This is a genomic window from Lysobacter enzymogenes (assembly GCF_023617245.1).
Classification (GTDB): Bacteria; Pseudomonadota; Gammaproteobacteria; order Xanthomonadales; family Xanthomonadaceae; genus Lysobacter; species Lysobacter yananisis.
Window position 1 is genome coordinate 4,434,889 of sequence record NZ_CP067396.1, and the last position, 25,381, is coordinate 4,460,269.

The 25,381-nt window shown below is 68.5% G+C and carries 22 protein-coding genes; 8 read left to right on the top strand and 14 right to left on the bottom strand.

Annotated features, from left to right (window positions below):
- Nucleotides 1-45: 45 nt before the first annotated feature.
- The 3 genes from JHW41_RS18320 to JHW41_RS18330 form a co-directional block, all read right to left on the bottom strand.
- Nucleotides 46-618 carry a hypothetical protein gene (locus JHW41_RS18320; protein WP_250444261.1) on the bottom strand — a complete coding sequence of 191 codons (573 nt, stop codon included), beginning with the start codon at nucleotides 616-618 and terminating at the stop codon, nucleotides 46-48.
- The gene (locus JHW41_RS18325; protein ID WP_250444263.1) at nucleotides 615-1,958 is read right to left on the bottom strand and encodes a PAAR domain-containing protein; all 1,344 of its coding nucleotides are present in this window, start codon (nucleotides 1,956-1,958) and stop codon (nucleotides 615-617) included. Before JHW41_RS18325 ends, JHW41_RS18320 begins: the two co-directional genes overlap by 4 nt.
- Nucleotides 1,959-2,121: 163 nt before the next feature.
- Nucleotides 2,122-4,278, bottom strand: a complete 2,157-nt coding sequence (locus JHW41_RS18330) for a S46 family peptidase (protein WP_250444265.1) — start codon at nucleotides 4,276-4,278, stop codon at nucleotides 2,122-2,124.
- Between the two features lie 160 nt (nucleotides 4,279-4,438).
- Between JHW41_RS18330 and tdh the strand changes: the two genes are divergently transcribed.
- From tdh to JHW41_RS18345, 3 genes are all read left to right on the top strand, one after another.
- On the top strand, nucleotides 4,439-5,473 hold the full coding sequence (gene tdh / locus JHW41_RS18335; RefSeq protein ID WP_205757570.1) for an L-threonine 3-dehydrogenase: 1,035 nt from the start codon (nucleotides 4,439-4,441) through the stop codon (nucleotides 5,471-5,473).
- Between the two features lie 124 nt (nucleotides 5,474-5,597).
- A complete protein-coding gene (kbl, locus tag JHW41_RS18340) occupies nucleotides 5,598-6,791 on the top strand; it encodes a glycine C-acetyltransferase (RefSeq protein ID WP_057946684.1) in 1,194 nt (397 codons plus the stop codon).
- 113 nt (nucleotides 6,792-6,904) lie between these two features.
- The gene (locus JHW41_RS18345) at nucleotides 6,905-7,294 is read left to right on the top strand and encodes an HNH endonuclease (RefSeq protein WP_250444267.1); all 390 of its coding nucleotides are present in this window, start codon (nucleotides 6,905-6,907) and stop codon (nucleotides 7,292-7,294) included.
- A gap of 133 nt (nucleotides 7,295-7,427) precedes the next feature.
- On the opposite strand, the gene JHW41_RS18350 is transcribed toward JHW41_RS18345, so the two are convergent.
- The 5 genes from JHW41_RS18350 to JHW41_RS18365 form a co-directional block, all read right to left on the bottom strand.
- Entirely contained in the window at nucleotides 7,428-7,997 is a 570-nt protein-coding gene (locus JHW41_RS18350; protein WP_250444268.1) for a hypothetical protein, read from the bottom strand.
- A gap of 76 nt (nucleotides 7,998-8,073) precedes the next feature.
- Nucleotides 8,074-8,607 (bottom strand): hypothetical protein, encoded by a 534-nt coding sequence (locus JHW41_RS18355; RefSeq protein WP_139382099.1) that lies wholly within the window; start codon nucleotides 8,605-8,607, stop codon nucleotides 8,074-8,076.
- Between the two features lie 557 nt (nucleotides 8,608-9,164).
- A complete protein-coding gene (locus tag JHW41_RS18360) occupies nucleotides 9,165-9,977 on the bottom strand; it encodes a pseudouridine synthase (protein ID WP_428995396.1) in 813 nt (270 codons plus the stop codon).
- Complete coding sequence (locus JHW41_RS27365; protein ID WP_428995397.1) at nucleotides 9,937-10,104, bottom strand: DUF6053 domain-containing protein; 168 nt, start codon at nucleotides 10,102-10,104, stop codon at nucleotides 9,937-9,939. Before JHW41_RS27365 ends, JHW41_RS18360 begins: the two co-directional genes overlap by 41 nt.
- A gap of 223 nt (nucleotides 10,105-10,327) precedes the next feature.
- The gene (locus JHW41_RS18365; RefSeq protein ID WP_057946679.1) at nucleotides 10,328-10,852 is read right to left on the bottom strand and encodes a hypothetical protein; all 525 of its coding nucleotides are present in this window, start codon (nucleotides 10,850-10,852) and stop codon (nucleotides 10,328-10,330) included.
- A 286-nt stretch (nucleotides 10,853-11,138) separates the two neighbouring features.
- Between JHW41_RS18365 and JHW41_RS27370 the strand changes: the two genes are divergently transcribed.
- Nucleotides 11,139-11,207 (top strand): DUF6053 domain-containing protein, encoded by a 69-nt coding sequence (locus JHW41_RS27370; protein WP_428995568.1) that lies wholly within the window; start codon nucleotides 11,139-11,141, stop codon nucleotides 11,205-11,207.
- A 91-nt stretch (nucleotides 11,208-11,298) separates the two neighbouring features.
- Here JHW41_RS27370 and JHW41_RS18370 read toward each other — a convergent pair whose 3' ends face one another.
- The 3 genes from JHW41_RS18370 to JHW41_RS18380 form a co-directional block, all read right to left on the bottom strand.
- Nucleotides 11,299-12,378, bottom strand: a complete 1,080-nt coding sequence (locus JHW41_RS18370; protein ID WP_343226562.1) for an OmpA family protein — start codon at nucleotides 12,376-12,378, stop codon at nucleotides 11,299-11,301.
- Between the two features lie 414 nt (nucleotides 12,379-12,792).
- Nucleotides 12,793-13,872, bottom strand: coding sequence for an OmpA family protein (locus JHW41_RS18375; RefSeq protein ID WP_078999852.1), 1,080 nt, complete (start codon nucleotides 13,870-13,872; stop codon nucleotides 12,793-12,795).
- Nucleotides 13,873-14,142: 270 nt separating this feature from the next.
- Nucleotides 14,143-15,600: a bifunctional 2-methylcitrate dehydratase/aconitate hydratase gene (locus JHW41_RS18380; RefSeq protein ID WP_250444270.1), complete on the bottom strand. Its 1,458-nt coding sequence runs from the start codon at nucleotides 15,598-15,600 to the stop codon at nucleotides 14,143-14,145.
- Between the two features lie 206 nt (nucleotides 15,601-15,806).
- On the opposite strand from JHW41_RS18380, the gene JHW41_RS18385 reads away from it, so the two are divergent.
- Nucleotides 15,807-16,598 carry a DODA-type extradiol aromatic ring-opening family dioxygenase gene (locus JHW41_RS18385; protein ID WP_250444272.1) on the top strand — a complete coding sequence of 264 codons (792 nt, stop codon included), beginning with the start codon at nucleotides 15,807-15,809 and terminating at the stop codon, nucleotides 16,596-16,598.
- Nucleotides 16,599-16,922: 324 nt separating this feature from the next.
- Here the strand turns inward: JHW41_RS18385 and JHW41_RS18390 are convergent, their stop codons facing one another.
- Nucleotides 16,923-17,984, bottom strand: coding sequence for an IS30 family transposase (locus JHW41_RS18390; RefSeq protein ID WP_250444274.1), 1,062 nt, complete (start codon nucleotides 17,982-17,984; stop codon nucleotides 16,923-16,925).
- A 245-nt stretch (nucleotides 17,985-18,229) separates the two neighbouring features.
- Nucleotides 18,230-19,144 (bottom strand): LysR family transcriptional regulator, encoded by a 915-nt coding sequence (locus JHW41_RS18395; RefSeq protein WP_250444276.1) that lies wholly within the window; start codon nucleotides 19,142-19,144, stop codon nucleotides 18,230-18,232.
- 102 nt (nucleotides 19,145-19,246) lie between these two features.
- Here JHW41_RS18395 and JHW41_RS18400 point away from each other — a divergent pair, with 102 nt between their 5' ends.
- From JHW41_RS18400 to JHW41_RS18410, 3 genes are all read left to right on the top strand, one after another.
- On the top strand, nucleotides 19,247-20,509 hold the full coding sequence (locus JHW41_RS18400; protein WP_250444278.1) for an MFS transporter: 1,263 nt from the start codon (nucleotides 19,247-19,249) through the stop codon (nucleotides 20,507-20,509).
- 215 nt (nucleotides 20,510-20,724) lie between these two features.
- Entirely contained in the window at nucleotides 20,725-21,969 is a 1,245-nt protein-coding gene (locus JHW41_RS18405; RefSeq protein ID WP_250444280.1) for an SGNH/GDSL hydrolase family protein, read from the top strand.
- 208 nt (nucleotides 21,970-22,177) lie between these two features.
- Entirely contained in the window at nucleotides 22,178-23,194 is a 1,017-nt protein-coding gene (locus tag JHW41_RS18410; RefSeq protein ID WP_250444282.1) for a zinc-binding alcohol dehydrogenase family protein, read from the top strand.
- A gap of 93 nt (nucleotides 23,195-23,287) precedes the next feature.
- On the opposite strand, the gene JHW41_RS18415 is transcribed toward JHW41_RS18410, so the two are convergent.
- Nucleotides 23,288-25,339 carry an alpha/beta hydrolase family protein gene (locus JHW41_RS18415; protein WP_250444284.1) on the bottom strand — a complete coding sequence of 684 codons (2,052 nt, stop codon included), beginning with the start codon at nucleotides 25,337-25,339 and terminating at the stop codon, nucleotides 23,288-23,290.
- Nucleotides 25,340-25,381: the final 42 nt, after the last annotated feature.

A 25,381-nucleotide genomic window follows, 5' to 3' on the forward strand; every position in this document is an offset into this window, starting at 1 on the left:
GCGGGAGGAGGACTAGCCCGGGCCGGACGAATCAGGCGAAACGCATCAAGGCGAAGCCGGCTTCCCTGCCGTGCCGCACGGGCTCAACCGCAACTCGCCGGCGCGGCCTGCCAGGCAGAACTCGCTGGCGAAATCGGCCGATTCGCTGTTCTCGATGGGGTCGAGAATATTGGACGCATCGATCCTGACGCGGAAGCGCCCCGCCGAAAGCGGCTGCGCCGGCACCGTCGCCACGAAACCGTCAGGCGCCTTGCCGTAACACCAGCGGGTCTTGCGGTCGAGCCGGATGCCCTGGCCGTACTCGTCCACGGGATGGGCCGCGCGCCATGCCACGCCGTAACCGGCTTCGGTGTAGCGCCCCACCTCGAGCGAGCGTGCGACCACACGCTCGCGATCGACGTCCTGCGCGCCCGGCGCGAACAGAGAAGGATCCTTGAACGTCTCGACGCGAAAACAGATCGAGGCGCCTTGTTGTTCGGCGAACACCTTGCCGTCGCTGTCGCGCGAAGCGGCGCAGGCGGGAAGCGCCAATGCGGCCAGGACAGGAAGCGACGCCGCCCAGGCGCGACAAACGAAGGCCGGTACGAGAGAAATCCGAGTCATCGCGAAAGCCATCATCGTTCGTCTGCCCGCTTGGTAGTGGTGGGAACCAAGGAACGGCTGGAAGGCATGGCCAGAAATCCGGCCAGTACCGCTTCCAGCCACCGTCCGCGCTGGGCCTGCGGAATCTTCAATCCGCTTTCGCTCATGGGCTGCGTCGGTCCGAGATAACGCTTGTGACTGGCGTAGTCGGCGATGATATCGCCTTGCTGCTCCATGTTGAAATCCGAAAGCGAAGAGAAAACCTCGACGTAGCCGGCGTCCTTGAGCACGTACTTCGGCTTCTGGAACAAGGGAAGTTCCCGCCTGGGCGCCAATGAGTATTCGTAAGGAGACACCGGCCGCTTCTTCAGCAATCCGGTCCGGTGATCGAGCTTGTCGGATTCGTACAATCCATGGATTTTCAAGCCGTTCGCCTTGACGTTGTAACCCAACTGGTACTGCCAGACATGCACCATCTCGTGCACGAACAGGTGCTTCATGCTGTCGTCTTCGACCGAATAGTCCTCGCGGAACAAATTCTTCGGCATCCACATCTCGCCGTTCGGCGTCATCGCGGTGTTGTCGTCCTGCATGCCGAACCACAGGTACTCGTCGTTGTGGATCTTGACCTTGTCGTAATCGATGGCGTCCTTGAAGATCCTGCGCGCCAACCGCTTCTCGCCTTCGGTCAGGCCGCGCGATTCGCCCTCTAACGTGACCTGCGCCTGCGACGACCCCAAGGCAACGGCATTGGTCTGCACGCCGGCGATCGCGACCGTCGTGGCGCTGGGGGCCGAAGCGCCCACGTGCTGGGCGCAGCAGGTCCGAGTACGGTCGGGCGGAAAGAATTTCGCCTGGATCACGGCCTGGGGCCGATCGGTGACGATGCGGGCCGTCTTGCCATCCTCATCGGTGGTGCCTTGCAGCACCTGTCCGTCGCCGAGGGTGATCGCATACCGGGTCAGCGCCAGCGGCAGGCCGCCGGCCGAACTGAAGCGCAATTGCTCGTCGAAACGGCCGGCATCGTCGCCGAGGCGCGTGTCCGTCGCGAACGCGGGCGAATCGGCCGCGGCGGCCGCGGCGGCCGCGAAAACCTCGCCGCCACCGGCCATGCCGCCGCCTCCGGCGCCGCCTGCCGCGACCGACGTGGACATTTGCCGCACCGAAACCAACAAGCAGCCACAGGCGCAGCCGTCGCGCTCGCGCGCCAGCGGCTGGCCGTCGACGATGAAGGTCGCATCGCCGCTGGCGATGACCGTGGGGCCATGCAGGCCGCACACCACGCTGTCGCCGATACGCGCCACCGGCTTGCCGTCGATATCGGTGAACGGCGACCCCGACACCACCTGGCCGCCGCTGGAGGTGGTGTCGCCCACGACTATCCATAGTCTCGCTGTCATGACTGATCCTTAGTCCTGGCCCATCCGGGCCGCTGCTGCATCCTGCTCCTTACCCCGCACCATACCCCGATACGGCCGTTCCCGCTCGCCTCGGGGAACGCATCGTCCCCGCCCGTGAACCGGGCGGGGACGCACTGCCTCATTCCGCCGGCAACTGCATTTCCTTGAGCAAATGCGGCGCCGGATACACCTTCGCCAGCAGCCAGCGCATGTAGCGCATGTCGACATGGATCGCGCGCTTGTAGCGCGGATCGAACATCCAGCTGGCGCTGACCGCTTCCCAGTTGCTGTCGAAGTTCAAGCCGATCAGGCGGCCGTGGGCGTCGAGCACGGGCGAGCCGGAGTTGCCGCCGGTGGTGTCGAGGTTGGTCAGGAAGTCGACCGTCTGGGTCTTGAGTTCGGGGTCGGCGGTGCTGCCGAAGTCGCCCTTGGCGATGGCCGTGCGCAGCGCCTGCGGCGCGTCGAAGGGCCGGGCGCCGGTGTGCTTCTCGACGATGCCCTGGACCGTGGTCAGCGGGCGGTAGCGCACGCCGTCGCGCGGATCCATCGAGCTGACCGCGCCGTAGCTGACCCGCAGGGTCGAGTTGGCGTCGGGATACACCGCGCGGCCCTGCGACTGGCGATAGCCGATCAGCGCGCGCATGTAGGCCGGGCGCAGGCGCAGCAATTCGCCTTCGCGCGCCTTGCCCTCCTCCTCGATCCGCGCGAACGCCGGGCTCAGCGCCGCGGCCGCCTTGAGCAGCGGATCCGTCGAAGACTGCAGCGTCTTGGCATCGGCCTGCATCGCCTGCAGGCGCGCGGCTTCCTCGCCGAAACCGGTGCCGGCGTAGACCGCGTCGATGCTGCGCTTGAGCGCGGCCTCGTCCTCGCCCGGGAACACCCGCTCGATCTCGGCCACGCGCTGGGCGCCCTGCGCGGCGCGCTTGTACTGCAGCAGCAGATAGGCCAGCAGCTGCTTTTCCACCGGCTCGCGGTAGCGCCGCTGGACCTGCTTGAGGCGCCCGGCGATCAACGCCTCGTCGCGCTGCTGGTAGCCGGTTTCGCGCTGCGCGTCGGGCTTGGCGCGCTCTTGGGCCAGGCGCTGCACGGTCAGCGCGGCGTTGAGCAGTTGTACCTGGGTGCGGATCGCGGTCAGCAGCTGGTCGCGTTCGCGCGTGGCCGCGCCGGCGTCGAGGACCTTCTGCGCCGCATCGATGTCGGCGCGGATCGCGCGCGCGTCGGGCTGTTTGTCCAGCCACGCCAGCATCGCCTTCTCATCCTCGCCGCGCACCCGCACCGCGTCGCTGCGGCGCAGGCCGTCGAGTTCGCCCTGGGCGCGCTTGAGCGTGTTCTTGAACCCCTTCACCTGCGCGGCGTAGCTGACCTTGGCGTCGGCCGAACCGGCCGCGGCGGCGTCGATGGTCTCGATCATCTGGCCGTACAAGGCCACCCGCGACGGCAGCTGCCACTGCACCTGCTGGACGAATTCGGACGCCATGCGGTGACGGAAGGTCGTGCCCGGATAACCGGCGAGCATGGCGTAGTCGCCCTCGCGCACCGGATCGGTGGCGATCTGCAGATGGCTCGGCGGCTGGTAAGGCACGTTGTCGGGCGCGTAGTCGGCGGGCTTGCCGTCCTTGCCGACGTAGGCGCGCAGCAAGGTGAAATCGCCGCTGTGGCGCGGCCAGACGAAGTTGTCGATCTCCTCGCCATAGTTGCCGATGCTGTCCGGCGGCGCGTACACCAGGCGGATGTCGCGCAGCTCCAACTGCCGGATCAAATAGAAATCGCTGCCGTAGTACATGTTGGCGACGCTGCAGCGATAGCCCGGCTCGCGTTCGCACTCGGCCACCAGGGTCTTGCTCGCGCTGTCGACCGCGTCGTAGTAGGCGCGGCCGCGCTTGCCGCGCGCGTCTTGCAGGATGCGCTCGGTGACCTTGTCGAAACCGGTGGTCACCAGCACGCGGAAGTCCGGATTGGCCGGCAGTTCGGCGGCGCGGTCGGCGGCGACGAAGCCGTTGCCGATGAGGTCGCGCTCGGGCTTGGAGTTGTACTGGATCACCCCGAACGCGACATGGTGGTTGGTCAGCACCAGGCCGTCGCCGGACACGAACGAACCGGTCGCGCCGCCGACCTTGACCACCGCGTTCATCGGCGCGCGGGTCAGGTCGGCCAAGTCGGCGGGGTCGCCCTTGAATCCGGCCGCGCGCAGCTGGCGGGCGATGTCGGGCAACTGCGAGGGCATCCACATGCCTTCGTCGGCCTGGGCGGCGGTGGCGCACAGCGCCAGGGACAGGGCTAACACACGGGGGCGCATGGTGATTCCGTACGGCAAGGAAGCCGCGACGATAGGCCAAGCCGCCCGCCGCGGGCAAACCCGCCCGGGCGGCCCGGCCGCGGCGGGGGCGTATAATTCCGCCCTGCATTCCCGCCCGTCCCGCCCGGCGCCGCCGCGGCCCTGTAGGTATCGAAATCCCATGACGCAAACGATGAAGGCCCTGGTCAAGCGCGAAGCCGGCAAGGGCATCTGGATGGAACAGGTGCCGGTGCCCACGCCCGGTCCGAACGAGGTCCTGGTCAAGCTCGAGAAGACCGCCATCTGCGGCACCGACCTGCACATCTACCTGTGGGACGAGTGGAGCCAGCGCACGATCAAGCCCGGCCTGGTGATCGGCCACGAGTTCGTCGGCCGCGTCGCCGAGCTCGGCCCCGGCGTCACCGGCTACCGCGTCGGCCAGCGCGTCTCGGCCGAAGGCCACATCGTCTGCGGCCATTGCCGCAATTGCCGCGCCGGCCGCCAGCACCTGTGCCCGAACACCACCGGCATCGGCGTCAACCGCGACGGCGCGTTCGCCGAATACATCGTCATGCCGGCCAGCAACCTGTGGCCGATCCCGGACCAGATTCCCAGCGAACTGGCCGCGTTCTTCGATCCCTACGGCAACGCCGCGCACTGCGCGCTGGAGTTCGACGTGGTCGGCGAGGACGTGCTGATCACCGGCGCAGGCCCGATCGGCATCATCGCCGCCGGCATCTGCAAGCACATCGGCGCGCGCAACGTGGTGGTCACCGACGTCAACGACTTCCGCCTCAAGCTCGCCGCCGACATGGGCGCGACCCGCGTGGTCAACGTCGCCAACCAGTCGCTCAAGGACGTCATGGCCGACCTGCACATGGAAGGCTTCGACGTCGGCCTGGAGATGAGCGGCAACCCGCGCGCGTTCAACGACATGCTCGACTGCATGTACCACGGCGGCAAGATCGCGATGCTCGGCATCATGCCCAAGGGCGCCGGCGCCGACTGGGACAAGATCATCTTCAAGGGCCTGACCCTGCACGGCATCTACGGCCGCAAGATGTACGAGACCTGGTACAAGATGACCCAGCTGGTGCTGTCGGGCTTCCCGCTCGGCAAGGTGCTGACCCACCAGCTGCCGGTCGACGAATTCCAGAAGGGCTTCGACCTGATGGAAGCGGGCAAGGCCGGCAAGGTCGTGCTGAGCTGGAACTGACGAAGCAGGAGTGAGCGTGGAGGAGCGAGGAGTGAGCGAAAGCTCTCCCCCGCTTTCGCTCACTCCTCGCTCCTCCACGCTCACTTCTCGCCTCCCCCACTCACTCACGCAACCGCCCCCCGCCATGTCCCTGACCCAGCACTACGCCGACACCCTCGAAGAGATCCGCGCCGCCGGCCTGTTCAAGTCCGAACGCATCATCACCAGCCCGCAGTCGGCGCAGATCGAGCTCGCCGACGGCCGCAACGTGTTGAACTTCTGCGCCAACAACTACCTCGGCCTGGCGGATCATCCGGATATCATCCAGGCGGCCAAGGACGCGCTCGACAGCCACGGCTTCGGCATGGCCTCGGTGCGCTTCATCTGCGGTACCCAGGACCTGCACAAGCAGTTGGAAAGCACCATCTCCGATTTCTTCGGCAAGCAGGACACGATCCTCTACGCCGCCTGCTTCGACGCCAACGGCGGCTTGTTCGAGCCGCTGCTGGGCGAGAACGACGCGATCATCTCCGACGCGCTCAACCACGCCTCGATCATCGACGGCGTGCGCCTGTGCAAGGCCAAGCGCTTCCGCTACGCCAACTGCGACATGGCCGACCTGGAGAAGCAGCTGCAGGCCGCCGACGCGGCCGGCTGCAAGACCAAGCTGATCACCACCGACGGCGTGTTTTCGATGGACGGCTTCATCGCCCCGCTCGACGAAATCGTCGCGCTGGCGGAGAAGTACGGCGCGCTGGTGCACATCGACGAATGCCACGCCACCGGCTTCCTCGGCGCCAACGGCCGCGGCTCGGCCGAAGTGAAGGGCGTGCTCGACCGGATCGACATCATCACCGGCACCCTCGGCAAGGCCATGGGCGGCGCGCTCGGCGGCTTCACCACGGCGAAGAAGGAAGTGATCGAGCTGCTGCGCCAGCGCTCGCGTCCCTACCTGTTCTCCAACTCGCTGCCGCCGCACGTAGTCGCCGCGGGCATCAAGGCGTTCCAGATGCTGGCCGCGGCCGGCGACCTGCGCGAGCGGCTGGCGCAGAACACCGCCTACTTCCGCGAGCGCATGACCGCCGCCGGTTTCGACGTGAAGCCGGGCGTGCACCCGATCAGCCCGGTGATGCTGTACGACGCGCCGCTGGCGCAGAAGTTCGCCGAGCGCCTGCTCGAGGAAGGCATCTACGCGATCGGCTTCTTCTTCCCGGTGGTGCCGCAGGGCCAGGCGCGCATCCGCACCCAGATGTCGGCCGCGCACACCCGCGAACACCTGGACCGCGCGATCGACGCCTTCATCAAGATCGGCCGCGAACTGGGCGTGATCGGGGCCTGATCGCGACGATGGCGGACAGCACGCGCGCTGTCGCGGGCCGGGGCCTCCCGGCCCGCATCGTTCTGGCCGGGAGCGGCTCGGCCCGGCCTCGCGCCGCAGCGCCGCGCTGACGCATGCGCTCCGCGCTGCGCCGCCGCCTGCTGCAAGCCGCACGCACCGACGCGCTGGCGACGCTCGACGGCGACACCTGGCGCAGCCGCTGCCTGCATTGCCGGCGCGCGCTGGCGGTGCGCGCCGACGGCGAAGCGCTGGGCGCGACCTCGCTCGAACACGTGGTGCCCAGCGCCTGGTTCGGCCGCCGCGCCGCGGCCGCGCTGACCGCGCGCGTCGGCGACGACGCCGACGATCCGCGCAACCTCGCCCTCGCCTGCGCGCCGTGCAACCACGGCAAGGGCTGCAGCCACGACGCGCGCGGCCCGGGCGACGCCCGCGCGCGCGAGGTGGTCGCCGCCCTGCTCGACGCGCGCCTGCTGCGCTGGCGCGAACCCGATGCGGGCGACTGAAGCGGGCGACTGAAGCGGACCATCGACCGCCCCGCACGGCGCGTGGACGCCGACCGCTCGAAAACTGCCGCCCGAACCGGGCCGATCGCATCGGCCCGGTCGAATCGGAACCTCCGGCGAAACCCCGCCGCGCTTATTGCTGCGCCGCGATCATCGCCTGCTCGAGCTGGGTCAGCTTGAGCGTCAGTTGGGTCAGGCTCTGGTCGGCGAGCACCAGATCGAGCTGCGAAGCCGGCTGCATGCTCAGGATCAGCAAGCGGGTCTGCAACTGCTGGGTCAGGCTCTTGGCCACGTCGGTGTAGTTCACCGCCTGCTGCTGCGCCGCGCCGTTGAGGTACAGACCGTTGTCGAGCGTGTGCTGGTTGTCGTTGCGCAGGATCGCCAGGTTCGAAACCATCTGCTGCGACTGCGCCCTGGCCAGGGTGAACGACACCGAGGCGGGCGTGGTCTGCCCCATCTGCAACTGCATCTTGGCGATGCTGTAGTTCTGCTTGAGCGCGGTGAAATTCTGCTTGACGATCGCCAGCCGCTGATCGGCCGCGACCGGATCGGCGCCGGCGCCGTGGACGAACAGCATCAGCAGCGTCAGCGCGAAGGCGCGAAATGCGGCGAACGGCGCGCTCGCGCGGCGGCGCGCGGCGGGAGGGGCGATGGCGGCACGCACGCGCGCGGGCGCGCGCAGGGACAGGGATATTCCGAACATGGTCTTGCTCCTGGTAAGCATCGTTGAGTCCACGCAGCGACGGGGCCGCACCAGGGCCCCGCCGCGCGGACGCGGCTCAGGCCTGCGCCATCGCCTGTTCGAGTTGCTGCATGCTCATGTTGAACAACAGGATCTGGGTGTTGAGCATCTGCCGGGTGATCGCGCTCGGCGGCCGCTCGATCTCCAGCGTCTGCAGATAGACCTCGACGAACTTGATCCGCTGGCTGGCGGTGCGGCCGTATTCGATCGCGCGCTCCAGCGCCTGCAGGTCGTTGTATTGGCCGGCGTCGCGCGAGGCCAGGTTTTCCTGCACCAGGCGCTTCAGCTTGGCGTCGATCTTGACCGCCTCGACCCGCGCCATGATCAGCGCGGTCTGCGCGTGGTTCGGATCGTGGTCGAGATACCAGTTGACCTGTTGCATCTGCACGTCGAACACCTGCCGCTCGTAGCGGATGGTCTGCAGGATCTGCGCGGCGACGGCGGGGTCGGCCTGCGCGCCGGCGCTGAACAACAGCACCGTCGCCAGCGCGGCGCCGCGCAGGCTGGAAATCAGGGCGCCGGCGCGTTTGCGCTGGGCGGACGTGGCGGGGGCAAGCGTGGCGTGGGACATCGCGTTCTCCATGAAGGTTGTGCTGCGGGGCGCGGGCCCGGCTCGCGGACGTCGTAGCGGACGCCCGCAGCCGGGCTGCGGGGAATTTCGTTCGTCGGATTGGGTGCGCCGCGTCGGGCCGGGCCGAGCGGGCCGGGCGACACCGTAGCGCTTGCGCAGGGCGGCCGCGGCGTCGCGCAGGGCGCGCGCCTGAGTCGCGCATGGGCATATCGAACCAATGCGCGCGAGTGCACCTACGCCGGCAACGGACGGCGACGCGCCGGCTCCGAGTCCGCGCGGGGCGCGTTAACGATGATTCGTGGCGTCCGGCCTGAACCTGGGCGAGCCCGGGCCGTCATGGCACCTCCTTGTGGCTGCGCCGCTTCCCGTAGCGCCGGCGGATCGTACACACCGGCGCTTGCGACGCTCCTGCTCGACTGTAGCCCGAGAGCGGCGCGGCGACTGTTACTTGAGTCGGATTTCGGCCACGCCGCGGGCCCGCCACAACCGGCGCTCTTCGCGGCCCGACGCAGTCCGCGGCATGCGCAAGACGCGCCGCGTGCGCGGGCCGCGAGGGTTCACGACAAGCTGCGCAGATCCGCCTCGTCGAGGTTGCGCCACTGCCCCTTGCCCAAGTCGCCCAGGGCCAGCGAGCCGATCGCGACCCGGATCAGCCGCAGCGTTTCCAGATCGAATGCCGCCAGCAAGCGCCGGATCTGCCGATTGCGGCCTTCGTCGAGCACGATCTCCAACCACGCGTTCTTCTCGCCGGCACGCAGCAGCCGCGCCGACTTCGCGCGCAGGCGCTCGCCGTCCGCATCGACGCCCTCGCCCAGCGCGCGCAGCAGCGCCTCGTCGGGAATCGCGTCGATCTGCACGTGGTAGGTCTTGTCTGGCCCGTGTTCGGGATCGGTGATGCGCGCGGCCCATTGCGGGTCGTTGCAGAACAGCAGCAAGCCTTCGCTGGCCTTGTCCAGGCGCCCGACCGGAGCCAGCCACGGCAGCGGCGCGCCGTCGAGTTCGGCGCCGTCGAAGCAGCGGTAGACGGTGTCGCGGCCGCGCTCGTCGTGGGCCGTGGTGACCAGCCCGCGCGGCTTGTTGAGCATCAGATAGAGCCGGCGCGCGTCGCCGGACCGCTCGCCGTCGACGAGGATGCGATGGCGGCCCTGCACGATCGGAAACTCGGGATCGCGCACCACCCGCCCGTCCACCGTCACCCGCCCGGCGGCGACCCAGCGCGCCGCCTCGCTGCGCGAGCACACGCCTTGCTTGGACAGCACGCGGGCCAGGCCGTGACGGGGCGGGGTCTTGTTCAAGGCGGGTCCGGGATTCGAAGGGCAGCGACACGCATTATCGCAGCCGTCGCCGGAGCGGCAGCCTTGTCCGCGCACTCGCGTCCGGCTGGCCGCACACGCTTATTGTGGGAGGGACTTCAGTCCCGACGCTTTCGTCGCAGACCGCCGCGAACCGGACCCAAGACGCCGAAGCCGAAGCCTCTTCCGCGAGCGCGAAACCCAATCACGTGGATCGATGCTTCGCTGCGAGTCTCCGCGATCGGACATGCGCGGCGATCCGACACAACCGCGTCGTAGCTGAAAGCCCCTCCCGCAACGACACGCCAACCGCCCACTGGCGCCGCCGATGGACCAGATCCCATCGCGAGCCGCCGAACGCTTCGCCTGCGCCAAAACGAACGGCCGCGGACGAAGCCGCGGCCGTGGATCGCTGCGCGAGGCGCGGCTTACTTCTTTTTCTTGCCTTCCTCGGCCTTCGGCGCTTCGGCTTCGGCGACCGGCGCGGGCGCCGCGGCGGCGGCGCCGGGCGCGCCCTTGGCCACGCGCACGCCCTTGGCCTTCATCCACGCGCTGAACTCGTCGGCGGTCATGCGCTTGCCGCCCTGGCTCATGTCGAAGCGCCACGGGGTGTTGTCGAACTGGGTCTGCGGCTTGTACGCGGCCGGATCGTTGGCCGAGGGCATGCCGGTCGAGGCCGGGGTGGCCTTGGCCACGGTGCAGGCGTCGAGCTTCATCCGCAGCAGCACTTGGTCGACCGAGAGCGCTTCGTCCAGGGCCTGCGACAACACGCCGGTCGGCGCACCGAGCTGGTGCGAGGGCGCGACCAGTTCCGGCGCCACCGGTGCGATCAGGGTCGGCTGCACCGGCTGCGCGCGCGAGGCGGTCAACGCGGCGCAGTTGGCGGCGCTGGTCTGGGCCTGCGCGGACGCAGCGATCAGGATCAAGGACGTGGCGGCAAGCAGTCGGCGCATGAGGGGCTCTCTCCAGGTCGGCGCGGGACGGGATCGGCGCGAAGGCGATGCCTCGCCGCGCGGTCGTCGGTGCGCGCCAGTGTAGGCGGCCGTGCGGGATCGGACAACCCGCAAAATCAGGCATTTATCGGCTTTTCTTATGAACGGGCCGAACTGCGGCGCGCAAGCTCGCGCGGCGCAACGGGGGGACCGTCTGTCGCCAAGGCGAAACGTCGCGGAGCCGGCGGCGCTCGCTGCTTTTGTGGGAGGGGCTTCAGCCCCGACGCTCTTGTTCCAGATCGCCGCGATCAGAGCGAAGAGCATCGGGGCTGAAGCCCCTCCCACAAAAGCCGTTCTCATGGGACCCATCACCTAGGGCCCTGTCCCACAGACAAAAAAGAAGCCCGGCACGAGGCCGGGCTTCTTCGTATCGCTACGCGGGCCGCGAACGGCCCGCGCTACGCCGCTTAGTTCTGAGCGTTGAGCTCGGTGCGGCGGTTCTTCTCGCTCTTGCAGCCCGGCAGCGTCTGCGCGGTGCTCTCCAGCGGACGGCTCTCGCCGTAGCCGACCGGACCCGCCAGGCGACCGGCGTCGACGCCGTTGCTGGTCAGGAAGTCGTACACGGCCTTGGCGCGGCGCTCGGACAGCTTCTGGTTGTAAGCATCCTTACCGCACAGGTCGGTGTGACCGGCGACTTCGACGCGCAGGCTCGGGTTGCGCTTCAGGATCTCGGCGGCCTCGTTGAGGATGGCCACGGCGTCCGGACGCAGGGTCGCCTTGTCGAAATCGAAGTTCACGCCCTTCAGGTCGATCGAGACCGGAACCGGGCAGCCGTCCGGACCGATGGTCTGGCCAGCCTGCGAGTTCGGGCACTTGTCGTCGCAGTTGTTCACGCCGTCGCCGTCGTCGTCCTTATCGGCGCAGCCCTGCTCCACGACCGGAGCCGGGGCGACCGCAGCGACGGGCTCCGGACCCAGCGGGACCACGATGCCGACCGAAGCCAGCACGTCGCCGAACCAGTCTTCCTTCGAAGCGTTGACGCTCTGGTCGTCGAAGTCGGCGCGGTAGGCCAGCTCGGTGCGGATGCCGACGCGGCCCAGGTCGCCCTGGATACCGACGCCGACCTTGGCGGCGAAGTTGCCGTCCTTACGGTCGGCCGGCGAGTTCGGCGACGGAATGAAGTATTCCTCTTCCGAACGCTGGTAGCCGATGCCGGCCAGCAGGTAGGGGTTCCAGTTGCGGCCGTCGGTGACGAAGTGGCGGCGCAGGTCCAGCGAGATGCCGTACTGGCTCCAGTTGGCGTCCTGGTTGGCGTCGAACTTCGGGTTCTGGTAGTTCAGCTCGCCGTCGAGCGACCAGTTCTTGTTGAGGAACTTGCCCAGGCCGATCGCACCGAACGGAGCGTTGCGGGTGCCGCGGTCGTTGTCCTGGATGTTCATGCCGGCGGCGCCGGTCAGGTACCAACGGTCATCGAAATCCTGCGCGCTGGCCACCTGCGAGAAAGCCAAGCCCGCCAGCAAAGCGGTGCTCAACATACGGATCTTCATTTGTAACTCCTTCAGATCGATCGGAACGGGGGGTAGATCGGGACTGTGTGATCGGGACAGTCTTCTGCGGCGCTGACTCTATGGCAGAGACACTTTCAGCACTGGCACGAGCCAAGGGCCGCGGTCACTGGCGGGGGGATCATACACTGTCAAGAAGATTGTTAATACCACTTAACGTAGTTCAGGCGGGCCAGAACCAGTGCGTGATTTAACGCGTCCACAGTTATTGCGCACACATCGGAGTGGCCGGGCCGACGAACGGTCGAGCATTGCGGGGAAACTGCGGCGCAGTTCCTGATTCGCGCCGCTCATCGGCAAACCAGTCCTTACATAAATAAGGAGCCCGGCGCGGGGCCGGGCTCCCGGATATCGCCTGCCGCGGGCCGGAAGGCCCGTGGCGGAACTCGCGTCCGATCAGTTCTGGACGTTGAGCTCGGTGCGGCGGTTCTTCTCGCTCTTGCAGCCCGGCAGCGTCTGCGAGGTCTGCTCCAGCGGGCGGCTCTCGCCGTAGCCGATCGGGCCGTTGAGGCGGCCGGCATCGACGCCGTTGCTGGTCAGGTAGTCGTAGGCGGCCTTGGCGCGGCGCTCGGACAGCTTCTGGTTGTAAGCGTCCTTGCCGCACAGGTCGGTGTGACCGGCGACTTCGACCTTCAGCTCGGGATAGCGCTTCAGGATTTCGGTGGCCTCGTTGAGGATGGCCACGGCGTCCGGACGCAGGGTCGCCTTGTCGAAGTCGAAGTTCACGCCCTTCAGGTCGATGGTGACCGGAACCGGGCAGCCGTCCGGACCGATGGTCTGGCCAGCCTGCGAGTTCGGGCACTTGTCGTCGCAGTTGTTCACGCCGTCGCCGTCGTCGTCCTTGTCGGCGCAGCCGGCCTGCACCGGCGGCGGCGCGACGACCGGAGCGGCCGGTTCCGGACCCAGCGGCACCACGATGCCGACCGAGGCCAGCACGTCGCCGAACCAGTCTTCCTGCGGCGCGTTGACGCTCTGGTCGTCGAAGTCGGCGCGGTAGGCCAGCTCGGTGCGGATGCCGACGCGACCCAGGTCGCCCTGGATGCCGACGCCGACCTTGGCGGCGAAGTTGCCGTCCTTGCGGTTGCCCGGCGACAGCGGCGACGGAATGAAGTACTCCTCTTCCGAGCGCTGGTAACCCAGGCCCATCAGGATGTACGGGTTCCAGTTGCGGCCGTCGGTGACGAAGTGGCGGCGCAGGTCCAGCGAGAGGCCGTACTGGCTCCAGTTGGCGTCCTGGTTGGCGTCGAACTTCGGGTTCTGATAGTTCAGTTCGCCGTCCAGCGACCAATTCTTGTTCAGGAACTTGCCGAGGCCGATCGCGCCGAACGGCGCGTTGCGGGTGCCGCGGTCGTTGTCCTGGATGTTCATGCCGGCAGCGCCGGTGAGGTACCAACGGTCGTCGAAGTCCTGGGCGCTGGCGACTTGCGCGAGGCTCAGGCCACCCAGCAGGGCGGCGCAGAGGAGTTTCTTATTCATCTTCTAGCTCCTGTTTCTTTAGAAAGGAAACCGCGTCTGCGAGGTTCTACCGTTCAGGACGGCCGCCTGGACGACGCCGACCCGCGCAGGTTAGGTTTGCCAACGTGAAAGCGGTGTTAACAACCGTCTAACATTCGAGCCGGTTCCATGAATACCGGGACCCGGTCGCAATTCGTTCATAAAAGAAGTGCAGTTCCATTCAGCTGGAACTGCACTTATGAAGTGCTAATCCGGCGCCCGATGCCGGGCGCCCGGATCAGCCCGCGGCGATCACTCGCCCTGACGCACGAACAGGCCCATGAACTCGGTCACCGGCAGCGCTTCGAGCTCGGCCGGGTTGTTGGCCAGGGCCAGCAGGCGCTCGGCCTGGGCGGCCGGCAGCTTGGCGCGGATCGCGGCCTCGAACTTGGCCATCAGCACCGGGATGCCCTCGGCGCGGCGCTTGCGGTGGCCGATCGGGAAGTCGATCGAGACCTTGTCGGTCGAGGTGCCGTCCTTGAAGAACACCTGCACCGAGTTGCCGATGTAGCGCTTGTCGGGGTCGAAGTAGTCCTTGGTGAACTGCTCGTTCTCCTTCACCACCATCTTGTCGCGCAGGGCGTCGATGCGCGGATCGGCGGCGACGGCATCGACGTAGTCGTCGGCGGTCAGGCGGCCGAAGATCAGCGGCACGGCGACCATGTACTGCAGGCAGTGGTCGCGGTCGGCGTAGTTGGCCAGCGGGCCGGTCTTGTCGATGATGCGCACGCCGGCTTCCTGGGTTTCCAGTTCGACGCGTTCGACCTGGTCGAGCTTGTCCTTGACCTGCTCGTGCAGCTTCATCGCGCACTCGACCGCGGTCTGGGCGTGGAACTCGGCCGGGAACGAGATCTTGAACAGCACGTTCTCCATCACGTAGCTGCCGAACGGACGCTCGAACTCGAACTGCTTGCCCTTGAAGGCGATGTCGTAGAAGCCCCAGGTCTTGACCGACAGCGCGCTCGGGTAGCCGACCACGCCCTTGTTGGCGTTGAGCGCGTGGGTCACGGCGCGGCGGCAGGCGTCGCCGGCAGCCCAGCTCTTGCGCGGGCCGGTGTTGGGAGCGTGGCGGTAGGTGCGCAGCACGCCGTTGTCGATCCACGAGTGCGAGACCGCGGTGACGATCTCGTCCTTGCCGCCGCCGAGCATCTGGGTGGTGACCGCGGTCGAGGCCAGGCGGACCAGGATCACGTGGTCGAGGCCGACCCGGTTGAACGAATTCTTGAGCGCGTAGCCGCCCTGGATCTCATGCGCCTTGATCGCGTGGCCGAGCACGTCGCGCACGGTCATGGCCTTGCCGCCTTCGGCCTCGGCCTTGCGGCCCAGGTAGTCGGCCACGCCGAGGATCGCGCCGAGGTTGTCGGACGGGTGGCCCCACTCGGCCGCCAGCCAGGTGTCGTTGAAGTCGAGCCAGCGGATCTGCACGCCGATGTTGTAGGCGGCCTGGACCGGGTCGAGCTGGTAGGCGGTGAACGGCACCCGCGCGCCGCCCTTCATCTCGCCGCCGGGGACCAGCGGGCCGAGGTGCTTGAGGCATTCCTTGTGGTCCATCGCCAGCGCCGCGCAGGCCAGCGAGTCCAGCAGCATGTAGCGGGCGGTGTCGTAGGCTTCCTTCGAGTCGATCTGGTAGTCGGCGACGTAGTCGGCGATGTCGACCATCGGCTTGTCGGGGTCGGGGCGGACGGTCGAACGGATGTCGAAGTGGCTCATGGGCGAAAGGCCTGCGGTGAGAGAGCCCGCTATTTTGCCAGACCGCGAAGACGCGGCGGACCGCCGGGGTATGGAAGCGGCGAGGCGGCTCCGATGTGGCGTGAGTCAACAATCGACCTTCCCAGCCGCGATTGCCGACGGCTGCGGAACGATCAGGCGCGCAGGCGCGGCTTGGAAATCGCCGGGGCGAGGATCACCCTTGCGCCATGGACATTCCCACCCGCCTGCCGACCCTGTTCCTTTCGCACGGCTCGCCGATGCTGGCGCTGGAGGATTCGCCCGCCGGGCGCTTCCTCGACGCGCTCGGCCAGCAGCTGCCGTGGCCGCGCGCGATCGTGATCGCCTCGGCCCACTTCATGACCGACCGGCCGATGGTCGGCGGCTACGAGCGGCCGCACACCGTGCACGACTTCGGCGGGTTCCCGCAGCCGCTGTACCAGATCCAGTACGCCGCTCCCGGCCAGCCGCGGCTGGCCGAACAAGTGACCGCGCGCCTGGCCGACGCCGGGCTCAACCCCAAGCTGCGCGACAACCACGGCCTCGACCACGGCGTGTGGGTGCCGTTGCGGCGCATGTACCCGCAGGCCGACATCGCGGTGGTGCCGTTGTCGGTGCAGCCCTACGGCACGGCGGCGCAGCACTACGCCGTCGGCCGGGCGCTGTCGGCGTTGCGCGACGAAGGCGTGCTGGTGATCGGCTCGGGCGGCTTCGTGCACAACCTGGGCGACCTAGACTGGAGCCACCGCGACGCGCCGATGCCGGACTGGGCGGCGGAGTTCGCCGGCTGGATGCACGCCAAGCTGGCCGCGGGCGACCGCGAGGCCCTGCTCGACTGGCAAGCGCAGGCGCCGCACGCGCGCCGCGCGCATCCGACCGTGGAGCACCTGATGCCGCTGTTCGTCGCCCTCGGCGCGGCCGGCGCCGAGCCGACGGTGCGCACGATCCATCGCTCGCACGAGATGGGTTCGTTGGCGCTGGACGCGTTCGCGTTCGATTGAAGGCGGGCGTCGCGTCGCTTCCGGCGTGCCATCCGTTCGCCGCGCGGTTGCGGTCGCCGGCTGGGCGATGCGCGAGCTGCGCCTACGACAAGACGAGCACGACGCCACCACACCTCGTCATTCCGGCGAAAGCCGGAACCCATTTCGCTGTTGCTGTTGCTGTTCGCTTTGACGCAACCCCAAGCGAAGCACACGTCCCGCAGCCCCGGAGGGCGTGCGCATGGATGCGCACGCGCGCCATGGGGCAGGATGCCCCTTATGGCGCGGCCCCGCGCCCCTTTCGAGCCATAGTGGCTCTTGATCCGAAAAATATAAGGGGCGGAGTCAAGGTCCAAGTGCATCACCCTGCGCCCGCGGGTTTTTGAGTTCCTCATAGAGCACCTCAACGGGCGAGCGCCTGCCCAGGCTACGACGGGGGCGGTTGTTCATTTCCCACGCCACCTCCTTGAGCCGCTGCGCAGAATGCACCGACAGATCGGTTCCCTTGGGGAAGTATTGCCGCAACAAACCGTTGGTGTTTTCGCAGGTTCCGCGTTGCCACGGACTATGGGGGTCGGCGAAGTAGATCGCTAAACCGGTGCGTTCGCTCAACTGCCGATGAGATGCCATTTCCTTGCCCTGGTCGTAGGTCAAGGTCTTCTTCAAACTTTCCGGCACGCCTTCGAACGCCGAGCTGAAGGCCTCCAGCACCGTGTGCGCGGTCGCGTCGGCGAGCTTGACCAACTTGACGTACAAGATGCGGCGGCAGACCAATACCCCAATCGCCGAGCGATTGTGCGCGCCCACGATCAGGTCGCCCTTCCAATGCCCCGGCATCAGGCGCTCATGCGCCGCCGGCGGCCGCAGGCGGATGTTGGGTAGATCCGGCAGATGGCCGCGGGTGTCGCTTCCCTGGCGCGTGCGGCGGCCGGACTTGCGCCCCTGCCGCAGCAGACGGGTCACCTGACGGCGCAATTCGCCGCGCGGCATCGCATAAATCGCGGTATAGATCGTTTCGTGCGACACGCGCAGCCAGGGCCGGTCCGGGTACAGATCCCGCAGTTTGTCGGCAATCTGTTGCGGCGACCAGCACCGTTCCAGCCAATAGCGCACGCGTCGCCACAGCACGGTGTCGCGTCGCAGCTTGCGGCGCACCCGCGCCCGTCGCCGCAGTCGCTGGGCCCGCCGGCCCGCCCGGGTCGCATCGTAGCCAGGGTCGAAACGGGGGCGTCCGCGCAGCGGCGGGCCCGAATGGGACCGAAATCCATTACGGCGCAACTCGCGAGCGATGGTGCTTTGCGCCCGACCCAACGTCTGGGCGATTTGCCGTCCGCTCGCCCCTTGGGCGATCAAGACCATAATGGCCCCGCGCTCTTCTGCGCTCAGATGCGAATACTGCTGACCCATTCACAGTGCCTCACTGAGGTGATGCACTTGAGGTTAGAGACCAGCTACGTCCAAGCCGAAGACAACGGCAACGGCAACGGCAACGGCAACGGCAAAATAGATTCCAGCTTTCGCTGGAATGACGGAGGCTGGGTGGTTTCAGCGCGAAGGGAGATGCGCAGCCGCGGCTTCCGCAACTTCCACAGAAAAGCGAAGGCCCACGCAGCAGCGATACCCATGCCGCAATTGGCGACCGCAACTTGCGCTCAAACCTCGCGCTCCCACGGCGGCACGTCGCCGAAAGACTCGGCCATGAAATCGATGAACGCGCGCACGCGCAGCGGAACGTAGCGCCGTTGCGGCATCACCGCGTGGATCGCGGTATCGGGCAGGCGGTGCTTGGGCAGGACCTGCACCAGGCGGCCCGCGCGCAAGTCCTCGTGCACGTGCCAGACCGAGAAGTGGGCGATACCGAGGCCGGCGATCGCAGCGTCGCGCAGGACTTCGCCGAAATTGCTTTCCAGCCGCCCGTTGACCCGCACCACGCTCTCGCGCCCGGCGGCGTCGAGCACGCGCCAGTTCTCCATCCGCCCTTGCGCGCCGACCAGCAGCAGGCATTCGTGCCCGGTCAGGTCCTGCGGCGCGCGCGGGGCGCCGTAGCGGCGCAGGTAGTCGGGCGAGCAGGCCAGCACCCGGCGGTTGTTGGCGAGTTTGCGCGCGACCAGGTTGGAGTCGTCGAGCCTGCCGATGCGGATCGCCAGGTCCATGCCGGCGGCGATCAGGTCCAGGTTTTCGTCGCTGAGGTTCACGCTCAGCCGCACCAGCGGATAACGGCGCTGGAATTCGGGCAGCAACGGCGACAGGTACAGGCGGCCGAACGCGGCCGAGGTGGTCACCCGCAGTTGCCCGGCCGGCTCGCTGCCGGCGCGGCGCAGGTCGTCGGTCAGGCCTTCGAGTTCCTCGATCAGGGCGCGGCCGCGCTCGGCCAGGGCCAGGCCCTCGGCGGTGGCGTGCAGCTGGCGCGTGGTCCGGTGCAGCAGGCGCACGCCGAGGTCGCGCTCCAGGCGCTTGAGCCGCTGGCTGGCCACCGCCGCCGACAGGTCCAGGCTGCGCGCGGCGGCGCTGATCGAGCCCAGGTCCAGGACGCGCAGGAACAGGTTCAGGTCGGCGATCCGGTCCATGGGGATTTTCAATTTTCAGTTGAAAGTGATTCGCCATCCTGCGGGTTTTTCGACAAGATGCAACGGCCCAGACTGGCGCATCTTTCTTCCCGGATGCGTCCCATGCACGCCCCCTCCCCGTCCTCCGCCGCCGTGCCCGCCGCGGGCGGCCGCGCGCGCCTGCCGGTGGCGCTGTACGCGCTGACCGTCGGCGCGTTCGGCATCGGCACCACCGAGTTCGTGATCATGGGCCTGCTGCTGCAGGTCGCCGCCGACTTGCACGTCGGGCTGGCCGCGGCCGGGCTGCTGATCTCCGGCTACGCGCTGGGCGTGTTCGTCGGCGCGCCGGTGCTGACCGTCGCCACCGGGCGCATGCCGCGCAAGGCGGTGCTGGTGGCGCTGATGCTGATCTTCACCGTCGGCAACATCGTCTGCGCGATCGCGCCGAACTACACGGTGCTGATGATCGCGCGGGTGATCACCTCGCTCGCCCACGGCACCTTCTTCGGCGTCGGCGCGGTGGTCGCCACCGGGCTGGTGCCGCAGGACCGCAAGGCCTCGGCGATCTCGATCATGTTCACCGGCCTGACCGTGGCGACCCTGCTCGGCGTGCCCGCCGGCGCGTGGCTGGGCCTGCACTTCGGCTGGCGCTCGACGTTCTGGGCGGTGGCCGCGATCGGCGTGATCGCGACCGCGGTGATCGCCGCGCTGGTGCCGCGCGACCGCGGCAAGCCCGAGCCAGTGGCGCTGCGCCGCGAACTGCGCGCGGTGCTGCATCCGCAGGTGCTGCTGGGCCTGGCGATGACGGTGCTGGGTTTCGCCGGCGTGTTCACCGTCTACACCTTCATCCAGCCGATCCTGACCCGCCTCAGCGGATTCGGCGAGGCCGCGGTGTCGCCGATCCTGCTGGTGTTCGGCGGCGGCATGATCCTCGGCAACCTGGTCGGCGGACGCTTCGCCGACCAGCGCCTGACACCGGCGCTGATCGGCACCCTGGCCGCGCTGGCGGCGGTGCTGGGGGTCATGACCTTCGCGTTGCGCGAGCCGATCGCCGCGGTCGCGTTCGTCGGCCTGCTCGGCGTGGCCGCGTTCGCGACGGTACCGCCGCTGCAGCTGTGGGTGCTGCAGAAGACCGATGCGGCCGGACAGAACCTGGCGTCGAGCCTCAACATCGGCGCGTTCAACCTCGGCAATGCGCTGGGCGCCTGGCTCGGCGGCGCGGTGATCGAACGCGGCCCGGGGCTCGGCGCGGTGACCTGGGTCGCGGCGCTGGTGACGGTGTCGGGACTGATGCTGGCGCTGCTGGCGGCGCGCCTGGATGCGAAGGGCCGCGCCCGCGCGCAGCGCGGCGGCGAGCCAGGCGTCCCGGCCGCGTGCGCAGGCTGAGCGAGGCGCATGGGCCGCGGGACCGCGCCGCGACCCGCCGATTCGCGCGCGACGCTCCCCGCCCCATCGTCGCGAATGCCCGAACTCCAAGCGTCATCGCGACACGGCGGCGAACCTCCGCCCGCGCCGAAGCCGCGTCGACCAAGCAAAACCGCCTTCCAGCAAGACCCCCACTTTTCCGCGTCGAATCCAGACGCCTTCCCGGCCTGCCGATCATGAATCCCCTGCCCCGCTCTTTCGCCGCCGCCGCTCTCGCCCTGTCCCTGCTCGCCCCCGCGCACGCCGCCGAGCCCGCGCACTGGATCGGCACCTGGACCGCCAGCCCGCAAGCGACCTGGGCCGCCGGGTTCGTCCTGCCCAACAACGCCCCCGATCGGCTGCGCGACCAGACCGTGCGCCAGGTCGCGCGCATCAGCGTCGGCGGCGCGCGCGTGCGCATCGCCCTGTCCAACGCTTATGGGCGCGAGCCGGTCGTCATCGGTGCGGCGCGCGTCGCGCGCAGCCTCGGCGGTTCGCGTATCGATGCCGGCAGCGATCGCGCGCTGACCTTCGGCGGCCGCGGCGAGGTCACCCTGCTGCCCGGCGCGCCGGTACTCAGCGACCCGGTCGAACTCAGCGCGCCGGCGTTGGCCGAACTCGCGGTCAGCCTGTACCTGCCGCAAGACACCGCGCTGCGCAGCTTCCACTGGGAAGGCGGGCAGGACGCCTACCTCGCGCGCGGCGACCGCAGCGCGCAGGCCGCGCTCGACGGCGCCGACACGGTGTCCAGCCGCCCGTACCTGAGCGGCATCTACGTCGAGTCCGCGCGACCGCTGCGCACCGTGGTCGCGTTCGGCGATTCGATCACCGACGGCGCCGCCTCCAGCATCAACCGCAACCACCGCTGGCCGGACTTCCTCGCCCAGCGCCTGGCCTCGCGCGACATCGCCGTGCTCAACGCCGGTATCTCCGGCGCGCAGGTGTTGAACGACGGCATGGGCGTCAACGCGCTCGCGCGGTTCGAACGCGACGTGCTGGCCCAGCGCCCGGACAGCGTGGTGCTGCTGATGGGCATCAACGACATCGGCTGGCCCGGCAGCAGCTTCGAGCCCGCGCGCGAAGCGATGAGCGCGCAGCGCCTGATCGGCGGCTACCGCCAGCTGATCGCGCGCGCGCGCCAGGCCGGCGTTCGCATTATCGGCGCCACCTTGACCCCGTTCGAGCACGCGTTGCCGGACGCGCCAGTGAAGCATTACTTCAATCCGCACAAGGAACGCGTGCGCCAGCAAGTCAACGCCTGGATCCGCGACAGCGGCGAATTCGACGCCGTCGCCGATTTCGACGCCCTGCTGCGCGATCCCGCGCACCCCGCGCGCATGCAGGCCGCTTTCGATTCCGGCGACCGCCTGCATCCGGGCGATGCCGGCTATCGCGCCATGGCCGATTCGCTCGACGAGGCGATTCTGTTCGGCGCGCATTGAACGAAGCAGCCAGGCAGGGCATGACACACATCCGCGGCAGCGTGCAGACATCAGAGCGGCCCCACCGCCCGTTTGCCGTTCCCGCCCACGCATCCCCGCAACCGTGGCCGCGCGCTTCGCAACACCGTAAGCCACGATCCCGCACAATCCGGCTTCGCCGTCCGCGATCCCGGTCCCCACAGCAATCCCACGTTTCCCGGAGTCCGTAATGAAAGCCGTAGCCCTCACCCGTTACCTGCCCATCGACGATCCGCAATCGCTGACCGACGTCGAGCTGCCCGCGCCCGTCGCCAGCGGCCACGACCTGCTGGTGCGGGTCGAGGCGGTCTCGGTCAATCCGGTCGACACCAAGGTGCGCTCGCCCAAGCCGCAGGTGGAAGCGCAGCCGCGCGTGCTCGGCTACGACGCGGCCGGCACGGTCGAAGCCGTCGGCGAGCGGGTCTCCCGCTTCAAGGTCGGCGACAAGGTCTACTACTCCGGCGACATCACCCGCCCCGGCAGCAACAGCGAGCTGCAATTGGTGGACGAGCGCATCGTCGGCTCGGCGCCCGCCTCGCTCGACGCGGCGCAGGCGGCGGCGCTGCCGCTGACCGCGATCACCGCCTGGGAACTGCTGTTCCAGCGCATGCCCTTCGACAGCGAGAACGGCGGCCGCGGCAAGACCCTGCTGGTCATCGCCGGCGCCGGCGGCGTCGGCTCGATCGCGATCCAGATCGCCAAGCGCGCCGGCTTCGAAGTGATCGCCACCGCCTCGCGCCCGCAGACCGTCGAGTGGTGCCGCAAGATGGGCGCCGACCACGTGATCGACCATCGCCAGCCGCTGGCGCCGCAGCTCAAGGCGCTCGGCATCGAACAGGTCGACGCCGCGCTCAACCTCGCCGACACCGACCGCTATTGGGACGAGCTCGGCGAACTGCTGGCGCCGCAGGGCCATGTCGGCCTGATCGTGGAGCCGGCCGGCGCGCTCAAGATCGGCGATCCGTACAAGCTCAAGTGCATCGGCATCCACTGGGAAATGATGTTCGCGCGTGCGCGCTTCGGCACCGCCGACATGATCGAGCAAGGCCGCATCCTCGACCGGGTCGCGCAGTTGATCGACGCGGGCGAACTGCAGGGCACGCACAGCGAAACCCTCGGCCGCATCGACGCGGCGACGCTGCGCGAAGCGCACCGCCGGCTGGAATCGGGCGCGACTATCGGCAAGCTGGTGCTCGCCGGCTGGTAAGCGGCCCGCGCGCCGGGGTCCAACGCCGCGACAACGAAAGGGGCGCCGCATCGCTGCGGCGCCCCTTGTTTTTCGCTGCCTGCGACGCGCGGCTTACAGCCCCGAACCGCCGCAGCCCTTGCTCAGGTAAGTCTCGATCAATTGCAGCTGGTCGCCCATGATCTTGCGCGTCCACGCCGGGCCGTGGGCGTAGTCGGCGATCGGGTGGTATTCCACCGGCTGGCCGGACGCCTTGGACTTGTCGGCGAACCATTCCGACTGTTCGATCGGCACGGTCTGGTCGCGATCGCCATGATAGATCATCAGCGGGATCTTGATCTTGTCGGCCTGGTCGAGCGGGCTAAGGCCGGCCACGGTCGGCGCCTGCGCCTCGCGGAAGAACGGGTTGGTGTAGAAGCGCGCCCAGATCCGGCGGATGTCGGACACGCCGGCGCCGGCGATCGCGCACTTGTACAAACCGTTCGGCCGCACCGCGGCGGCGAACGCCGCATAGCCGCCGTAAGAGAAGCCGAACATCGCGACCCGGCCCGGCTGGGCGATCTTCTGCTCGACCAGCCACTTCACCCCGTCGTCCTTGTCGTCCTGCATCTTCTGGCCCCACTCGGCGTCGCCGGCCATCCACAGCTTGCGGCCCCAGCCTTGCGAACCGCGGTACTGCGGCTGCAACACGGCCATGCAGCGCGACACCATCAGCGGCACCCACATCGAGCCGTCGAAGCCCATGCCGTCGCGCGCCCACGGACCGCCGTGCGGATGGATCACCGACGGCCACGGGCCGGCGCCGCACAGTTCCTTGTTCGGCGTGGTCAGGAAGCCCGGGATGGTCTGTCCGTCGCGGGCCTTGTAGTAGACCAGCTTGACCTCGCCCAACGCGGCCGGATCGATCTGCGGATAGGCCTTGCCCAGCGCCGCCAGCTTGCCGCCGCGCAGCAGGTAGAACTCAGGCGGACGCGCGCGCCCTTCGACCGCGACCACGGCCGTGGACAGGTCGGCGGAGTAGTCGACCAGGCTGTAGCCGGCCGCGGCATCGTAGCCGGTGGTCGCGCCCTGGCCGGTGGCCGGATCGACGAACTCGGTCGGCACCGGCTTGAGCTGCAACGCCGCGCGCAGCGCCTGATCCAGCGCCTTGAGCTTGGGATGCACCCACTGCACGTCGTTCTCGCGCGGCCCTTCGTAGCGCAGGCCGAGGATCTCGCCCTGGCCGACCCCTTCCAGGCCCTTGGTGCGGTTGACGATCACCGAGGACGCGTCGAAAAACCGATGCTCGAACAGGTTCTCCTTGCGCGCCTTGGCGGCGATGTCGTACTCGTAGATCACCGACTTGTCGCGGCCGATGTTGCTGCGCACGAAGGCGATGTTGGGATCGTCGGCGAAACCGACCACCTGCACCTCGTCGCGCTCCTTCACGTACGAGCGGAAGTGCTCGGTCCACTGCCCGCTCTTGGGATCGCGGAACTGGGCGGCGACGAAGGCGCCCTTGCCATCGGTGTCGTTGCTCAGGCGCGCGGCCAGGTTGCCCTGCGAATCGGTCAGATAGCCGCCGATGCGCTCGTTGCTGCGCTGGATGCGCTCGGCCTTCCAGGTGCGCAGATCGACCTTGTACACGTCGCCGGCGCTGGAGCCGACCGTGCTCATCGCCAGCACGTGATCGGGATCGTTGGGCAGGGTATCGAGGATCGCCGGCACCGCCAGCGCCTGCCGCACCTGCTCGTCGCGGCTTTCCGCGCGCTCCTGCGGCATCGGCTCGTGCCAATCCTTGCCCTGCAGGTCGGTGATCATCAGCTTGTTGGCGAAGGTCTTGTACAGCCGATCCGCGCGCAGGTCGTACGGCTGCCACAGCGACACCGCGAGCAAGTCGTTCTTGATGAAGCTGACCGCGTTGAACTTCATCTTGGCCGAACCGATCACGGTCGGCGCCTTGTCCAGCGCGTCGGTGTCCCACACCAGGATCACCCGCTCCTCGCCACGCGCCTGCAGCGCGGCCATGCGCTTGCCGTCGGGCGAGAGGGTGAAGCTCGACATCAGCGGGAACGCGGCGAGTTGCTCGACGGTCGGTACCGCCGGTTTGGCCTGGGCGGCCGGGATCGCCGCCGCGGCGAGCGCGAGGCCGAGCGCGAGGCGCTTGAACATATGCATTTTGTCCATGAGGACTCCCCTATCTTCCGGGCAAAAAAAAACCGCCGCCCG

Excerpts from the sequence above, each read along its gene's own strand:
- JHW41_RS18320 (WP_250444261.1), bottom strand. The coding sequence starts at position 618 with ATGATGGCTTTCGCGATGACTCGGATTTCTCTCGTACCGGCCTTCGTT.
- JHW41_RS18330 (WP_250444265.1), bottom strand. The coding sequence starts at position 4,278 with ATGCGCCCCCGTGTGTTAGCCCTGTCCCTGGCGCTGTGCGCCACCGCC.
- tdh (WP_205757570.1), top strand. The coding sequence starts at position 4,439 with ATGACGCAAACGATGAAGGCCCTGGTCAAGCGCGAAGCCGGCAAGGGC.
- kbl (WP_057946684.1), top strand. The coding sequence starts at position 5,598 with ATGTCCCTGACCCAGCACTACGCCGACACCCTCGAAGAGATCCGCGCC.
- JHW41_RS18345 (WP_250444267.1), top strand. The coding sequence starts at position 6,905 with ATGCGCTCCGCGCTGCGCCGCCGCCTGCTGCAAGCCGCACGCACCGAC.
- JHW41_RS18350 (WP_250444268.1), bottom strand. The coding sequence starts at position 7,997 with ATGTTCGGAATATCCCTGTCCCTGCGCGCGCCCGCGCGCGTGCGTGCC.
- JHW41_RS18355 (WP_139382099.1), bottom strand. The coding sequence starts at position 8,607 with ATGTCCCACGCCACGCTTGCCCCCGCCACGTCCGCCCAGCGCAAACGC.
- JHW41_RS18365 (WP_057946679.1), bottom strand. The coding sequence starts at position 10,852 with ATGCGCCGACTGCTTGCCGCCACGTCCTTGATCCTGATCGCTGCGTCC.
- JHW41_RS18370 (WP_343226562.1), bottom strand. The coding sequence starts at position 12,378 with ATGAAGATCCGTATGTTGAGCACCGCTTTGCTGGCGGGCTTGGCTTTC.
- JHW41_RS18375 (WP_078999852.1), bottom strand. The coding sequence starts at position 13,872 with ATGAATAAGAAACTCCTCTGCGCCGCCCTGCTGGGTGGCCTGAGCCTC.
- JHW41_RS18380 (WP_250444270.1), bottom strand. The coding sequence starts at position 15,600 with ATGAGCCACTTCGACATCCGTTCGACCGTCCGCCCCGACCCCGACAAG.
- JHW41_RS18385 (WP_250444272.1), top strand. The coding sequence starts at position 15,807 with ATGGACATTCCCACCCGCCTGCCGACCCTGTTCCTTTCGCACGGCTCG.
- JHW41_RS18390 (WP_250444274.1), bottom strand. The coding sequence starts at position 17,984 with ATGGGTCAGCAGTATTCGCATCTGAGCGCAGAAGAGCGCGGGGCCATT.
- JHW41_RS18395 (WP_250444276.1), bottom strand. The coding sequence starts at position 19,144 with ATGGACCGGATCGCCGACCTGAACCTGTTCCTGCGCGTCCTGGACCTG.
- JHW41_RS18400 (WP_250444278.1), top strand. The coding sequence starts at position 19,247 with ATGCACGCCCCCTCCCCGTCCTCCGCCGCCGTGCCCGCCGCGGGCGGC.
- JHW41_RS18405 (WP_250444280.1), top strand. The coding sequence starts at position 20,725 with ATGAATCCCCTGCCCCGCTCTTTCGCCGCCGCCGCTCTCGCCCTGTCC.
- JHW41_RS18410 (WP_250444282.1), top strand. The coding sequence starts at position 22,178 with ATGAAAGCCGTAGCCCTCACCCGTTACCTGCCCATCGACGATCCGCAA.
- JHW41_RS18415 (WP_250444284.1), bottom strand. The coding sequence starts at position 25,339 with ATGGACAAAATGCATATGTTCAAGCGCCTCGCGCTCGGCCTCGCGCTC.